Source organism: Aliishimia ponticola, assembly GCF_004803475.1.
Taxonomy (GTDB): domain Bacteria; phylum Pseudomonadota; class Alphaproteobacteria; order Rhodobacterales; family Rhodobacteraceae; genus Aliishimia; species Aliishimia ponticola.
This window is the reverse complement of sequence record NZ_SRKY01000002.1, coordinates 219,088-232,964: the sequence shown is the minus strand read 5'-3', so window position 1 is coordinate 232,964 and position 13,877 is coordinate 219,088. Positions and strand designations below refer to the sequence as shown.

Here is a 13,877-nt window from a genome sequence, read left to right as displayed (position 1 = left end):
AGTGACCCCTACGAAAGGAGATTCGTCAAGAAAATTGCGGAAAGAGTTCCGAAAAATGAGTAACCCACCGGGCAGGATCAGGGACGTTGCCAAAGAAACGGGCTTGTCGATTGCCACGATTTCCCGGGTGATGAACGGGTCAAAGAATGTCAGCCCGCAAACCCGGCAGCGCGTTCTGGAGGCTTGCGAACGGCTCGACTATCTTCCCAATCCCGCCGCACGTGCGTTGTCGACGGCGAAGTCCAGAACCGTGGCCGCGATCATTCCGACCATCGAACACTCGGTCTTTGCAAAGTTCATTTCCGGCATCGAAAACACGCTAAGTGCGCAGGATTATTCGCTGGTCATGGCGATCTCGAATGGCGACCCTGAGGAAGAATTGGCCGCCGCCCGCAAATTGCTGGGCATGGGGGCCGAAGGGTTCATCCTGAGTGGCGCTGCGCATAGCCCCGCCCTGCTAGATCTGCTGGAACGGCGGCGCGTGCCCTTCGCGCTGACATCCGTCTGGGATGCGAAAAGCACCCACCCGACCATTGGCTATGACAACAGCGCACTTGCTGCCGAGGCGGTCGATTACCTTTCGTCGCTCGGACACCGGCGCATCGTGGTGATCCATGGCCCATTGTCGAACAGCGACCGCACGCTTGCCCGCCGTGAAGGCGCGCAGTCCCGACATTCCGGTGGGACCAAGATGACATTCATCGAAACCGACCTCTCCGTCACCGGTGGGCGCAAGGCGATCAGTGATGTTCTGGCCAAGGATGACCGCCCTACCGCCGTGCTGTGCTTTTCGGATGTACTGGCGCTTGGCGTCTATTTCGGGTTGGCAGAGGCAGGTCTGCGCATCCCCGAGGATATGTCAGTGATGGGGTTCGACAATCTGGACTGGGCCAAGGAAACGCACCCCGCGCTGACCACGATCAACCTGCCTGCGGCGCAAATAGGCCGGGCGGTTGCCGCGCAATTCATCGATCATCTTGAGAACGGCGCGCCGCTCCGCTCCACCCATCTGGAGGCAGCGATCGTGCAGCGCGCCTCCGTCAAGGATATCCGCGGCTCGGATGCAGGCTGACCGCCCTACTCCGCCGCCGCGACACTGTCTTCAGCGTTTTCGACGCGCACCGCGCAGAACTTGAACTCGGGGATCTTGCCATAGGGATCGACCGCCGGGTTCGTAAGGATATTCGCCGCCGCTTCGACATAAGCGAAGGGCAGGAACACCATATCGGGGGACACGGCACGGTCCGCACGGGCCATCAGCGTGATCGAACCACGCTTGGTGGTCAGCCGGATCATGCCGCCCGGCGCGACGCCCAGTTTGCGCAAGGCGGAAGGATGGAGAGAGCAGTTCGCCTCTGGCTCCACCGCATCCAGCACGGTCGAACGACGGGTCATCGACCCGGTGTGCCAGTGTTCCAACTGCCGCCCTGTGGTCAGCACCATCGGATATTCCGCGTCCGGCAGATCATCCGGCGGGATTACCGAAGCCGGCGTGAAACGCGCCCGCCCCTGAGGCCGGGGGAACCCATCGCCGAACACGATGGCCTGCCCCGGATCTTCCGGCGAGAGCGACGGATAGGTGACCGCATTCTGCGCTTCCAGCCGGTCCCATGTAATATTATCGAGCGACGCCATGTTCTGCTTCATTTCGGCAAACACTTCCGACGGGTGGGAATAGGTCCAGCCCAGCCCGCAACGCCTTGCCAGTTCGGTGGTGATCGCCCAATCCTCGCGCGCCTTGCCCGGCGGCGACATGGCAGGGCGCCCCATCTGCACCTGCCGGTTGGTATTGGTGACGGTCCCGGTCTTCTCCGCAAAGGCGGAGGCCGGCAGGATCACATCCGCATAATTCGCGGTTTCGGTGATGAAGATGTCCTGCACCACAAGGTGATCCAGCTTGGCCAGCGCGTCGCGCGCATGTTCCACATCGGGGTCCGACATGGCCGGGTTTTCGCCCAGAACATACATCGCCTTGATCGCCCCATCATGAACCGCATCCATGATCTCTGTCACGGTAAGGCCTTTCTCGTTTGAGAAATCCCCTGATCCCCAGACTTCGGTAAAGGCAGAGCGGACGCCATCATCGGTCACTGTCTGATAGTCCGGCAGGAACATCGGGATCAGCCCGGCATCGGACGCGCCTTGCACGTTGTTCTGACCGCGCAGCGGGTGCAGACCCGTACCGGGGCGACCCACATGGCCGGTCATCAGCGCAAGGCTGATCAGGCAGCGCGAATTGTCGGTGCCGTGGATGTGCTGACTGACGCCCATCCCCCAAAAGATCATCGCCGCCTTGGCCCGCGCGAAATCACGGGCAACGGCGCGCAATGTCTCGGCCGGAATGCCGCAGAGCCGTTCCATCCGCTCAGGCGAGAAGTCTTTCAGATGCGCCTTTTCGGCGTCCCAGTTCTCGGTATAGGCGTCGATATATTGCTGGTCATAAAGGTGCTCATCCACGATCGTATGCATGATCGCGTTCAGCATCGACACATCCGCGCCCGGCTTGAACTGCAGCATATGCGTCGCAAACCGGCTAAGCGCCTGGCCGCGCGGGTCCATCACGATCAACTTGCCGCCCCGCTTGGCGAACTGCTTGAAATAGGTCGCCGCGACGGGGTGGTTTTCGATTGGATTGGCCCCGATGACGATGGCGACATCGGCGTTTTCGATCTCGTTGAACGTCGCCGTCACCCCGCCAGAGCCGATATTCTCCATCAGTGCCGCGACAGAGGACGCGTGGCAGAGCCGGGTGCAATGATCCACGTTGTTGTGGCCAAAGCCTTGCCGGATGAACTTCTGAAACAGATAGGCTTCTTCATTCGTGCACTTGGCAGAGCCGAAGCCCGCGACCTCGCGCCCCCGGCCCTTGAGCCCGTTCGCCGCAACATCCAGCGCCTCTTCCCATGTTGCCTCCCGGAAATGGGTCTGCCAATTGCCCGGATCGACGTTCAGCCCCTTGGCGGGGGCATCGTCGCGCCGGATCAGCGGCTTGGTCAGGCGGTGCGTGTGGTGGATATAGTCGAAGCCAAAGCGCCCTTTGACGCAAAGCCGCCCTTCATTCGCGGGCCCATCGATCCCTTCGACATATTTGATGCGGCCATCCTTGACCTTAAGCGACACCTGGCAGCCAACACCGCAGAACGGGCAGACGCTGGCGACTTCGCTATCATAGTCGGCGCTGTCCCCGGTCTGGGCCGCGTCCAGCACGGTGGCGGGCATCAACGCGCCGGTCGGGCAGGCCTGCACGCATTCGCCGCACGCCACACAGGTGGAATCGCCCATCGGGTCATCCATATCAAACACCGGATAGGCATCATGCCCCCGGCCCGCCATGCCGATCACGTCATTGACCTGAACCTCGCGGCAGGCCCGCACACACAGGTTGCACTGGATGCAGGCGTCAAGGTTGACCCGCATCGCCACATGGCTGTCATCCAAGAGCGGAACCCGCTCAGCCTCCAGTGTGGGCAGACGGCTTTCGGTCACACCGTTCAGCGCAGCCATGTCCCACAGATGCGAGGAGCGATCATGCGCGGCATCCCGTTCCGGCTGATCGGCCAACAACATTTCGACCACCATCTTGCGGGCGCTTGTCGCACGGTCCGAGGCGGTGGTGACGACCATCCCTTCGGATGGCTCGCGGATGCAGGATGCCGCCAGCGTGCGCTCGCCCTCGATCTCGACCATGCAGGCGCGGCAGTTGCCGTCGGGGCGATACCCCGGCGCGGGCTTGTGGCACAGATGCGGGATCACCAGACCGCGCCCATGCGCGACTTCCCAAATCGTCATGCCTTTTTCCGCTTCGACCTGTTCCCCGTCGAGCGTGAACCGCACCTTGTCTGACATCGCGCAACTCTCCTGATGGTCTTGGAACTATAACCCCGCTTCGCACATGGGCAGAGGCCCAATTCCGACATGCGTTCTCGAAATCACGGCAAAGCGGCCCGGCAGGTTTCCGATAAAGAACGCTTGTATCGTAACCACCCTGCCGCAAATTGCATGTTCGCCGCACCGTCACCACTGGCAACGCCCGGCATGGTCGCCTATCAAATCACCAGAACGATTGAAGGCGCTCTATGTCCCACATTACTCTTATTCGCCACGGTCAGGCTAACAGCCACGCACAAACCGAAGACGACTACGACCGGCTCAGCCCGCTGGGCCAGCAGCAAGCCGCGTGGCTGGGCACGTACCTGCGCGACACGCATAGCCACCATACCCGCCTGTATTCCGGCACCTTGCGCCGCCACCAGCAGACCGCTGCCGCGATGGATATGGGCATGGATTGCCACGAAGACCCGCGCCTGAACGAGATCGAATACTTCACCATGTCGCAAGCCCTCGAGGCCGAACATGGCATCAGCGCACCACGGGAACCGGCCGATTTCGTCCATCACTTCCCCAAGGTTCTGGGCGCGTGGCAGGACGGCATCATCGAAGGCGCCCCCGAAACCTTTTCCGATTTCGAAACGCGGATTCGCGACGTGATGGCAGAGATCGGGTCCGGGGATGGCCCGGCGCTGGTCGTGACCTCTGGCGCGGTGATCGCCATGTCGATGCGGCTTCATCTTGGGCTCGATATCCCGGCGATGTGCAACGTGTCGCTGTCCATCATGAATGCGTCGATGCACCGGCTCCATCCGATTGGCGGCATGTGGTCGCCCGTCATGTTCAACGCCGTGCCGCATCTGGAACACCCGGAACGGCACCACGCCCAAACCCATGTATGAGGATTCCGATGCGCCTGTATTACGCCCCCGGCACCATTTCTGTCGCTGTCGCCATCGCGCTTGAGGAAGCCGGGCTGGACTACACCCCGGTGCTGGTCGATTTCGCCACCGCACAGCAGACGACGCCGGATTATCAGCAGATCAATCCCAAAGGCCGTGTCCCCGCGCTGGATCTGGGCGGGCCCATCCTGACAGAGACGGGCGCGATCCTCGAATATATCGGCGCGCAAGCGCCGCAGCTGGTGCCGGAAGACGCGGTTGAGGCCGCGCGTATGCGGGCCGTGATGTTCTATCTTGCGTCGACCATGCATGTGAACCACGCGCACAAGATGCGCGGCCACCGTTGGGCCGACCGCGAAGACAGCTGGCAGGACATGGCCGCGAAAGTGCCTGAAACCATGACCGCCTCTGCCGCCTATGTCGAAGACAACTGCATTACCGGCCCCTTGGTCGCAGGAGAGGCGTTCAGCCTCGCAGACCCGTATCTTTTCGTGATCTGCACATGGCTGGAAGGCGACGGCGTGGACGTGTCGCGCTTTGCCCGTATCGCCGCTTTCCGTGAGGCGATGGAAGCGCGCCAAAGCGTCAAGACCGTCCGTGAGAAAGGGATGCTGGCATGACCCATCTGTGGCTGCGCGCAGAACAGCGCCCGAATGAAACCCGCGTCGGGCTGACGCCGGACGGGGCATCCGAACTGATGCGCGCCGGGTTCACAGTGACGGTCGAGGACAGCCCGTCGCGCGTCATCGCCACGGAGGCCTATCGCGCCGCCGGGGCGACCATCGCGCCCGAAGGATCATGGCCAGAGGCCCCAACAGACGCGATCATTTTCGGACTGAAGGAACTGCCCGAGACAGAGACGCCCCTGCCCCATCGGCACATCATGTTCGGCCATGCCTATAAGGGCCAACCTGCCGGTCAGCGCCTTCTGCGCCGATTACAGGCCGGGGGTGGCACGCTGCTTGACCTTGAATACCTTGTGGATGGCGATGGCCGCCGCCTTGCCGCATTCGGCTATTGGGCGGGATATGCGGGCGCGGCGGTTGCGCTGCGCTGCTGGGCCGCGCAGCAAGCGGGCACGATTTGCGGGCCGATCGACGCCTTCGAAAACGCGGCGGCGCTGCAAGCCGATTTGCGCGCCCGGCTGAGCGCATCCGACACGCCCATGCCCCGCGCGATCATCATTGGTGCGCTTGGCCGCGTTGGCACCGGCGCGGCGGACCTGTGTGCGCAGATGGGTGTCGATTGCACCAAATGGGACATGGCGGAAACCGCCAAAGGCGCGCCCTTTCCCGAAATTCTGGATCACGAGATTTTCCTGAACTGCATCCTTGCCCGGCCCGGCACCCCCCTATTCGTGCCCGCTTCTGCCTGCGAGGACGCGCGGCGGCTGTCTGTCATCGGGGATATCGCTTGCGACCCGGACAGCGACTTTTCCCCGATCAAGGTCTATGACCGCACCACGACGTGGGATGCTCCGGCATTACGAGTCCACAATGCGCCGCCGCTCGACGTGACGGCCATCGACAACCTGCCATCCCTGCTGCCGCTGGAAAGCTCGCAGGATTATGCCGGGCAATTGCTGCCCGTGCTGCAAAGCCTGAATGATCCACAGGCCCCGGTCTGGCAGCGCGCCAAGCGGTTTTACGACGACGCGCTGGCCGATCTCACATAAGCGTATCTTCCGCGTCGGCCACGTTCACACCGAACGCATCCAGCGCCGCTTCGAGGTGATCGCTAAGAAGCGGTGTTCCGATCAGGTAATCCGCCGTCGGTGTCGAAGCTTCGGCCCGCGCCGTGCGCACCGCCTCTTCCAGATCGTCGGGTTCGAACGCACCGCGTCCAATCCACATCAACGCGACCAGTTCGGCCTGCGCTTGTTGATCCATCCGTTCGATAAAGGCGCGCAGCTCTGGCTCCGCCCGCTTGATCTCGCGCGCCATCAAAGCCACTTGCGCCACCGATTGCGGTGAAATTTCCAAGTTTTCCATGTCTCGACCTCCCGAGTGTTGCCTGTTGGCAGACAAGCACGGGCGCACGCGCCGCACATTGATACCGATCAATACGCGGGGCGCGGCAGGCCGAGCGGGTCAGGAAAAGATGCGGTAATACAGCCAATCGGGCAGGAACTGCGCGCCCCGGAACAAAAGCGAGAACAGCGCCGGAAAGCTCTTTTTGCGCGCGTCGGAGTTCATCAACTCGAACATTTCGCGTGCGGCGGCCTCCGGTTCCATGATCGCGGGCATCTTGAAATCGTTCTTGTCGGTCAACCGCGTGCGGATGAAGCCGGGATTGGCCACCTGCACCTTGACGCCCGTGTCCCGCAAATCGGCATACATGCATTCCGCCAGCGACATCGTCGCCGCCTTCGACGCGGTATAGCCAATCGAACCGGCCAGCCCGCGATAACCGCTGATGCTGGACGTGATGACGATATGGCCCGCGTCTTTTTCCACCATGCCCGGCACGACCTGGCCCAGCACGCGCAGGAAACCGGTGAAGTTCACATCGGCCATCTGCACGGCCTTTTCCGCGTCCCATTCCTTGGCGCTCATCGGCCAATAGACCCCGGCCAGCAGGACAATGCCGTCGACCTCGCCCACATCGGCGGCGGCGGCTTTGACGCTTTCCATATCCGAGATGTCCATGGTGACCGCGCGTGCGTGCCCCGGAACGCTCGACACGACCTCTGCCAGCTTGTCACCGTCGCGGGCGGAGACGATGACCTCTGCCCCTGCCCGGCTTATGACATGCGCAAGGGCCTCGCCCAGACCTTCACTCGCCCCTACCAACCAATACGTCTTACCGATCCACGCCGTCACGCCACTCGTCCTTCCACCAAAGATTGATTCGGCCGCATCACGGCGACCAATTCCGCGACCTTTATACCAAATTTCCGGAACTGAGAGCGATTGATAATCGTCCCATTGGGCGCCAGATACATCCAATCGGTGACTTTCAGCACATGACCGCCCGCATCTTCGGGCAATCGCAGCTGATACAAAAGCTGCACGGAATCGCCTGATTGCGTGCCGTGCCCCTCGCCGATCACATCCGCAGCCGTCGCCACGATGCGCCCGTCATTGCCAAGCCGAAGATGCCACGCGCGGGTCTGTTCCGTTCCGTTGTCATAGCGGAACACCTCATCCATCACGCCGATATTGCCATCCCAGCGGCAGTCGAACTCCGCCACGAAACGGCTGTTGACGCGGCCCAGCGGGCCATAGATGACGCCCTCGCAAATCAGCGGCCCGTTCAAGTGCTTGCGCAGGTCGAACTGCCCGGATTTGCCCTCGGCGTAATCTGCGGGCGTCTGGGTTTCGAACCCGACAAAGCGGCGGATCAAGCGCAACGCAAGGATGACGATCAAGCCGCCTAAAGCTGCAAAAAGCACTCCGTCCATTGGTCGTTCCTCCTTTCCTGTCGCATTGGTCGGGCAAGGCCGGACCTATTCGCCCGGAACATTGTCCGATGACGACCAACCCCGGCTGACCGGCGCTTTCGGCGGCTCGGGCCGCACACGGTAGATCGCTTTCTTGACCCACAGCTTGAGCGCCTGCCAATGGATCAGGGCCAGAACGCGCCGTGACCCGAAAGGCCGCCGCAACGCCGCCCGCACGATCGAGAGATTGGACAGCGGCTTGCGTTCCCCGGTCAGGGTCGCGATCAGCCCGCCCTCGGCCTGCGTGTAGTCGATCCAGATGCCGACACGGTCCGCACCAATGTCGAAGCGGAACTCATACCCGCCTTCAATTGGCTGGAAGGGCGAGACATAGAATATCTTCTGCGCCTTGATCCGATCCTGCGCCGCGATAGGACGCAGATCGCCATGGGCACACAGATAGGAATGCCGCTCGCCAAAGGTGTTTGTCACCTCGCAGATCACCGCAAGCAGCGCGTCATCGGCGCGGCGGCAGAGCCAGAAAGAGACTGGATTGAACACGTGACCCAGCAGCTTGGGCTGCGCCAAAAGCTCGATCCGGGCGACACCGCTGATCTGATGCTCTGCCAAGACGTCGCGCACCCACGGCGCACCGCGCCCCTGCCCCGGCGCACCGCCATGATCGGCATCATCCAGCGCCAACAGCGCCCGTGCGTTGCGACGAAACAGGGTCGGGCCACGGATTTCGGCCTCGGCATCCAGCAGGACGTAATCGATGGAATAGCGGAACGCATTGCGTATCGCCCCTTTGCGTCCGTGGAACGTCACGCCGCTGATATGATCGATCCCGGCTGTCATTCCGCCGCCAATGCGACCGTATCACGCGACATGATCCGGTCAGCGACCTCGATGCCGCTGGCCAGACCGTCTTCGTGAAAGCCGTGCTGCATCCACGCGCCACAGAACCATGTGCGCGCCGTGCCGTTGAAGCCCCGGACCTGCTGTTGCGCATCCAACACCTCAAGATCATAGATCGGGTGGTGCAGCACGGTCTGGTCATAAATACACGCGTCCCGGATGGTGCGCCGCGTGTTGAGCGTGACAAAATGCGGATCATCCATCGGCACCGGCTGCAGGGAATTGATCCAGTAGGTCAGATCGATCCGGTCCGACGCCGCGCCGTGATCCTCGGCGTAGTTCCAGCTGGACCAGACCTTGCGCGAGCTGGGCATGATCGCTTCGTCGCAATGCAGCGTAATGTCGTTGGGCTGATACTTCACCGCGCCCAGCGCCGCCGTCTCATGCGGCAAAGGATCGTCCAACAGGCGCAGCGTGATGTCGGAATGGGTGGCAAAGACGACCTCGTCGAAAGCTTCCCACGCGCCGCCGGGCAGCTTTACCTGCACACCATCCGCGACCCGCCGCACCGATTGCACCGGTGCGCCCAGCCGAATATCGACACCGCGCGCTTGCATCGCCGCTTGCAGCCGTTCCACATACTGAACCGAACCGCCGTCCACCGTGTACCACTGATGCTGGCCGGTGCTTTGCAACAGCGCGTGGTTCTCGAAAAACTGCATCATCGCAAGGGCCGGGAAATCCATGATCTTTTCGACAGGCGTGGACCAGATCGCACCGGAAAGCGGCAGCAGATAGTAGTCACGGAACCAGTTGCCCGTCCCCATACGGTGCAGGAACTGCCCGATGGTGCGGGTCTTGTCCTCTTGCGCGATACGCAGAGCATTCTGATTGAAATGGACGACATCCCGCACCATCCGCAGAAACTTCGGATTGAACGCGTTGCGGCGCTGCGCAAAGAGCGCGTCCAGCGATTTGAGCCCATATTCCAGACGTCCGCCGGAAATGGATGCGCCGAAGCTCATGTTCGATGGGACGACCGGGACGGACAACTCGTCGAACAGCGCCGTCAGATGCGGGTAATTTGCATAGTTGAAGACAAGAAATCCGGTATCGACCGGTTGATCTCCCCGCTTGCCCGCCATGATCGTGCGCGCATGACCGCCAAGGCGCGGCTCCGCCTCGATCAGCGTGACGGCGTGGGACTGACTCAACCGATAGGCCGCGCCCATGCCAGAGATGCCACCACCAATTACAGCGACCCTGCGCGGGCCAGTTACCACGGATTCAAACGGCATATAGTCTCACCTGCTCATTTTGCGTTCTTTCCTTCTACGCGAGAGGCTGCCGATTGGATGATTTATTCTCAGGTTTTTCTGCCGCGCGAAGGATCATCCACTTTTTTGACGTTTTTTTTTTGATCCAAGCGCGCTGGCACTCCGTAAGCAGAACATGTTTACTGAGATGGATACGGACCTTGCCGAAACGACGCCGCAACAGGCGCTTGTTGGCATTCAGGCCCAGGAGGGTCTGGACAGGATCGTCGAGGACACCAAACCGGTGAGCATGGACAAAGAGAAATGTAACGGCACCGCGGTTTGGGTCGCGCAGATTGAAAGGGTTCGAGACAACAAGGATCGTCAGGCCTTTGCCGAGCTGTTCGGTCACTTCGCACCACGGGTGAAGGGGTTCCTGATGAAGTCCGGCGCGGATGCCGCACTGGCGGAAGAATGCGCGCAGGACGTTATGGCGACGGTCTGGTTGAAGGCACATATGTTCGATCCCTCGCGTGCGTCGGTATCGACATGGATCTTCACCATCGCGCGAAATCGCCGGATCGACATTCTGCGCCGGGAACGCCGCCCGGAGCCCGAGGATCTGCCCTGGGGTCCCGAAGCCGCGCCAGAGCAATCCGATGTCTTGGCACTGCAACAAGAATGTCAGCAACTTGGCAACGCCATCAAGGACTTGCCGGATGCACAACGGGAATTGATTGAAAAAGCGTATTTCGGAGACATGTCCCATTCCGAAATCGCATCTGAAACCGGTCTGCCGCTGGGCACGATCAAATCGAGAATACGGTTGGCGCTGGACCGCCTGCGCCACGTGATGAAGTGAATAGTCATGGTTGAGAAAATTAAACACCACCTTACGCCGGAGATCCTGATGGCCTATGCCGCCGGGACACTGCCCGAAGCGTTTAACCTGATGGTCGCGTCGCACCTGTCGCTTTGCGATACCTGCCGCGCCGAAGCGGCAAGCTATGATGCGTTGGGTGGCGCTGTGCTGGAGGATACCATCGCCGCGCCGATGGACATGGCCTCGGACAGCCTTGAGGCGACGATGGCCCGTATCGCGGCTGGCCCCGTGCAAGAGCGCGCAGCGCCCGGCCCCTCCGACTCTATCCTTCCCGCGCCGCTGCGCGACTATATTGGCGGCGATCTGGACCAGATCCGCTGGCGGCCTGTCGGCATGGGGGTGAAACAGGCAATTCTGACCACATCGCGCAGCGCCACCGCCCGGATGCTGTATATCCCGGCAGGAACTGCCATGCCCGATCACGGCCACAAGGGCACCGAACTGACGATGGTGCTGCAAGGCGCCTTCGCAGATGAGGATGAATATTTCGGTCGCGGCGACGTCGAAACGGCAGATACCGACACGCAGCACACTCCCGTCGCGGATATCCACGAAGACTGCATCTGCCTTGCGGTGACGGATGCGCCGCTTCGCTTCACCGGCATCATCCCCCGCCTGATCCAGCCACTCTTGAGAATTTGACCTCGGGCTCCCCGCGCCACGGTCCGACCCGAGGGCAATAGGCCCCGACCATCCCCCGGTCGGGGCCTTTCTATTTCCGGCATCGCACGGCAATGTCGTGTCAGGGATAGAGCGGAGGAGAAGCCCATGAAGACAGCGTTGATCACAGGCGCGGCGCGCGGCATTGGTCTGGCGACGGCGAAAACGCTGCTGGACCGGGGCTGGCATGTGGCGATGGTCGATTACGACGGCGAAGAACTCGTCCGCGCGTCAGAGGGGCTGGAGAACGCGCGCGCCTGCATCACCGATGTGTCAAAACCCGATGAAATCGACGCGCTTCACGACAAGCTACAAGCCGAATGGCCCGCGCTGACCGCCCTAGTGAACAATGCTGGCATCGCGCGGTTCGGCCCCATGGCGGACATGGATCACGCGCTTTGGCGCGAGGTCATGGCGACCAATCTCGATGCGCCTTTCCTGATGGTGCAGAAATTCCGCCCAATGCTGGAGGCCGCAACCGGCGCGTCCGTGGTCAACATCACGTCGATCTCTGGCTTGCGTGCATCGACCCTGCGCGTGGCCTACGGCACTTCCAAGGCCGCGCTGGAACACCTGACCAAGCAGCAGGCTGTCGAACTTGGCGAGGTCGGCATTCGCGTCAATGCCGTTGCGCCGGGCCCCGTGCGCACGAAGTTGGCCATGGCCGTGCATACCCAGGATATCATCGATGCCTACCACGCCGCGATCCCGTTGAACCGCTATGGCAGCGAACAGGAACTGGCCAATGCGATCTGTTTTCTGGTGTCGGAGGACGCCAGTTACATCACCGGGCAGATACTCGCCGTGGATGGGGGATTCGAATCCACTGGAATCGGTCTGCCGGCGCTTCGTAAGGATTTGCCACAATCCTGACGCAGCCTCGCTGCATTCGCGTCCGCATTAAAACACGTAAACGCCGCACTCCCGCGTAGAGCAGGCAGGTGACACCGGCATTTCGCTTTTCTGGCGGGAAAATCTGGCTGTTCCTCAATTAAACTTCGCAGCGATTCCATGGGCTTGCAGGGATTCAGCCCTTTGTTCGCGAAGTTTTCCGCATACCCCCCCGAAATCCCCCCGGACGTTAGGCATCTCTTAACAGTTTAACGCACATGTTAACGCCGCATCCTCGTTGAAGGGTGGCGCAGGATCGGCATCCGGTCGTTGCACTCGTCAGAAAGACTGACCGTCCGCCGCTAAATACCGCGGCGATTTTTGTCGAATGTCACGAACGGAAGGAATAGACATGTCGAGCATTCTTACGAACACAAGCGCAATGACTGCGCTTCAAACTCTGCGCTCTGTAAACAACGACCTGTCGAGCACGCAAACCGCGATCTCGACCGGTAAGGACATCAACAGCGCCAAAGACAACTCGTCCATCTGGGCGATTTCCAAGGTCATGGAATCCGACGTGTCCGGCTTCAAGGCCGTGTCCGACTCGCTGGCCCTTGGCGAATCCACGCTGGCTGTTGCCTCTGCCGGTGCCGAGCAAATCGTCAACGTGCTCAACGACATCAAGGAAAAGGTCGTCGCCGCAACCGGTGAAAACGTCGACTACACCAAACTGGGCAACGACGTGCTCGAGCTGTCCAATCAGGTGACGTCCATCATCTCCGCCTCTCAGTTCAACGGCATGAACCTGCTGAACGACGATGGCGTGGATCTGACGGTTCTGTCCTCCATCGACCGGGATAGCTCCGGCGGCGTGACAGCGGCGAACATCACCGTGACGGCTGTGGATTTCACGTCGAACCTTGACCTGAGCGACATTGATGTCAGCTCCGCCAGCGCTGCGGAAACGTCGATAGCAGCGATCGAAGCCCACATCCAGACCGCCGTCGATGCGGCCGCGGCCCTGGGTGCCTCGTCCAGCCGGATTTCCGACCAGTCGGAATTCATCTCGCGCGTGACTGATGCGATGCAAACCGGCATTGGCTCGCTCGTCGATGCGGATATGGAAGAGGCCTCGGCCCGATTGACAGCGTTGCAAACCCAGCAATCGCTGGCGGTTCAGTCGCTGTCCATCGCGAACCAGTCGCCGCAGACCATCCTGCAGCTGTTCCGCTAAGACCCTCTGGGCGGTCCCCTCAACCTATCCGCCCGACCTC

14 protein-coding genes are annotated in these 13,877 nt (G+C 61.4%); 8 read left to right on the top strand and 6 right to left on the bottom strand.

Annotated features, from left to right (window positions below; translation table 11 throughout):
* The first annotated feature begins 55 nt into the window (after window positions 1-55).
* A complete protein-coding gene (locus tag E4Z66_RS07470) occupies window positions 56-1,072 on the top strand; it encodes a LacI family DNA-binding transcriptional regulator (protein ID WP_136462378.1) in 1,017 nt (338 codons plus the stop codon).
* A gap of 5 nt (window positions 1,073-1,077) precedes the next feature.
* On the opposite strand, the gene fdhF is transcribed toward E4Z66_RS07470, so the two are convergent.
* Window positions 1,078-3,846, bottom strand: coding sequence for a formate dehydrogenase subunit alpha (gene fdhF, locus E4Z66_RS07465; protein ID WP_136462377.1), 2,769 nt, complete (start codon window positions 3,844-3,846; stop codon window positions 1,078-1,080).
* Between the two features lie 230 nt (window positions 3,847-4,076).
* Here fdhF and E4Z66_RS07460 point away from each other — a divergent pair, with 230 nt between their 5' ends.
* Genes E4Z66_RS07460 through E4Z66_RS07450 form a run of 3 tightly spaced genes read left to right on the top strand, consistent with a single transcriptional unit; the run spans window position 4,077 to window position 6,405 of the window.
* Window positions 4,077-4,730: a histidine phosphatase family protein gene (locus tag E4Z66_RS07460; RefSeq protein WP_136462376.1), complete on the top strand. Its 654-nt coding sequence runs from the start codon at window positions 4,077-4,079 to the stop codon at window positions 4,728-4,730.
* Window positions 4,731-4,738: 8 nt separating this feature from the next.
* Window positions 4,739-5,350 carry a glutathione S-transferase family protein gene (locus E4Z66_RS07455; protein WP_136462375.1) on the top strand — a complete coding sequence of 204 codons (612 nt, stop codon included), beginning with the start codon at window positions 4,739-4,741 and terminating at the stop codon, window positions 5,348-5,350.
* Window positions 5,347-6,405 carry a saccharopine dehydrogenase gene (locus tag E4Z66_RS07450; protein ID WP_136462374.1) on the top strand — a complete coding sequence of 353 codons (1,059 nt, stop codon included), beginning with the start codon at window positions 5,347-5,349 and terminating at the stop codon, window positions 6,403-6,405. The genes E4Z66_RS07455 and E4Z66_RS07450 overlap by 4 nt, the downstream gene beginning before the upstream one ends.
* Here E4Z66_RS07450 and E4Z66_RS07445 read toward each other — a convergent pair.
* The 5 genes from E4Z66_RS07445 to E4Z66_RS07425 all read right to left on the bottom strand — a co-directional run bounded on the left by E4Z66_RS07445 (window position 6,398) and on the right by E4Z66_RS07425 (window position 10,268).
* Window positions 6,398-6,721 (bottom strand): DUF3775 domain-containing protein, encoded by a 324-nt coding sequence (locus E4Z66_RS07445; protein WP_136462373.1) that lies wholly within the window; start codon window positions 6,719-6,721, stop codon window positions 6,398-6,400. The genes E4Z66_RS07450 and E4Z66_RS07445 overlap by 8 nt on opposite strands.
* 99 nt (window positions 6,722-6,820) lie before the next feature.
* Window positions 6,821-7,552, bottom strand: a complete 732-nt coding sequence (locus E4Z66_RS07440; RefSeq protein ID WP_136462372.1) for an SDR family NAD(P)-dependent oxidoreductase — start codon at window positions 7,550-7,552, stop codon at window positions 6,821-6,823.
* Window positions 7,549-8,133, bottom strand: a complete 585-nt coding sequence (locus tag E4Z66_RS07435; RefSeq protein WP_136462371.1) for a DUF3833 domain-containing protein — start codon at window positions 8,131-8,133, stop codon at window positions 7,549-7,551. Before E4Z66_RS07435 ends, E4Z66_RS07440 begins: the two co-directional genes overlap by 4 nt.
* A gap of 45 nt (window positions 8,134-8,178) precedes the next feature.
* Entirely contained in the window at window positions 8,179-8,970 is a 792-nt protein-coding gene (locus tag E4Z66_RS07430) for a DUF1365 domain-containing protein (RefSeq protein ID WP_136462370.1), read from the bottom strand.
* A complete protein-coding gene (locus E4Z66_RS07425; protein ID WP_136462369.1) occupies window positions 8,967-10,268 on the bottom strand; it encodes an NAD(P)/FAD-dependent oxidoreductase in 1,302 nt (433 codons plus the stop codon). The genes E4Z66_RS07430 and E4Z66_RS07425 overlap by 4 nt, the downstream gene beginning before the upstream one ends.
* A 268-nt stretch (window positions 10,269-10,536) precedes the next feature.
* On the opposite strand from E4Z66_RS07425, the gene E4Z66_RS07420 reads away from it, so the two are divergent.
* The 4 genes from E4Z66_RS07420 (at window position 10,537) to E4Z66_RS07405 (ending at window position 13,837) form a co-directional block, all read left to right on the top strand.
* A complete protein-coding gene (locus E4Z66_RS07420; protein ID WP_246035982.1) occupies window positions 10,537-11,088 on the top strand; it encodes a sigma-70 family RNA polymerase sigma factor in 552 nt (183 codons plus the stop codon).
* 6 nt (window positions 11,089-11,094) lie between these two features.
* Window positions 11,095-11,751, top strand: coding sequence for a ChrR family anti-sigma-E factor (locus tag E4Z66_RS07415; RefSeq protein WP_136462368.1), 657 nt, complete (start codon window positions 11,095-11,097; stop codon window positions 11,749-11,751).
* 126 nt (window positions 11,752-11,877) lie between these two features.
* Window positions 11,878-12,642, top strand: coding sequence for an SDR family NAD(P)-dependent oxidoreductase (locus E4Z66_RS07410; RefSeq protein WP_136462367.1), 765 nt, complete (start codon window positions 11,878-11,880; stop codon window positions 12,640-12,642).
* Between the two features lie 370 nt (window positions 12,643-13,012).
* Window positions 13,013-13,837, top strand: a complete 825-nt coding sequence (locus tag E4Z66_RS07405) for a flagellin N-terminal helical domain-containing protein (protein ID WP_136462366.1) — start codon at window positions 13,013-13,015, stop codon at window positions 13,835-13,837.
* Window positions 13,838-13,877: the final 40 nt, after the last annotated feature.

What these genes read in the sequence shown, in the direction of transcription:
- E4Z66_RS07470 (WP_136462378.1), top strand. Translation starts at nt 56, where the DNA reads ATGAGTAACCCACCGGGCAGGATCAGGGACGTTGCCAAAGAAACGGGC.
- fdhF (WP_136462377.1), bottom strand. Translation starts at nt 3,846, where the DNA reads ATGTCAGACAAGGTGCGGTTCACGCTCGACGGGGAACAGGTCGAAGCG.
- E4Z66_RS07460 (WP_136462376.1), top strand. Translation starts at nt 4,077, where the DNA reads ATGTCCCACATTACTCTTATTCGCCACGGTCAGGCTAACAGCCACGCA.
- E4Z66_RS07455 (WP_136462375.1), top strand. Translation starts at nt 4,739, where the DNA reads ATGCGCCTGTATTACGCCCCCGGCACCATTTCTGTCGCTGTCGCCATC.
- E4Z66_RS07450 (WP_136462374.1), top strand. Translation starts at nt 5,347, where the DNA reads ATGACCCATCTGTGGCTGCGCGCAGAACAGCGCCCGAATGAAACCCGC.
- E4Z66_RS07445 (WP_136462373.1), bottom strand. Translation starts at nt 6,721, where the DNA reads ATGGAAAACTTGGAAATTTCACCGCAATCGGTGGCGCAAGTGGCTTTG.
- E4Z66_RS07435 (WP_136462371.1), bottom strand. Translation starts at nt 8,133, where the DNA reads ATGGACGGAGTGCTTTTTGCAGCTTTAGGCGGCTTGATCGTCATCCTT.
- E4Z66_RS07430 (WP_136462370.1), bottom strand. Translation starts at nt 8,970, where the DNA reads ATGACAGCCGGGATCGATCATATCAGCGGCGTGACGTTCCACGGACGC.
- E4Z66_RS07425 (WP_136462369.1), bottom strand. Translation starts at nt 10,268, where the DNA reads ATGCCGTTTGAATCCGTGGTAACTGGCCCGCGCAGGGTCGCTGTAATT.
- E4Z66_RS07420 (WP_246035982.1), top strand. Translation starts at nt 10,537, where the DNA reads ATGGACAAAGAGAAATGTAACGGCACCGCGGTTTGGGTCGCGCAGATT.
- E4Z66_RS07415 (WP_136462368.1), top strand. Translation starts at nt 11,095, where the DNA reads ATGGTTGAGAAAATTAAACACCACCTTACGCCGGAGATCCTGATGGCC.
- E4Z66_RS07410 (WP_136462367.1), top strand. Translation starts at nt 11,878, where the DNA reads ATGAAGACAGCGTTGATCACAGGCGCGGCGCGCGGCATTGGTCTGGCG.
- E4Z66_RS07405 (WP_136462366.1), top strand. Translation starts at nt 13,013, where the DNA reads ATGTCGAGCATTCTTACGAACACAAGCGCAATGACTGCGCTTCAAACT.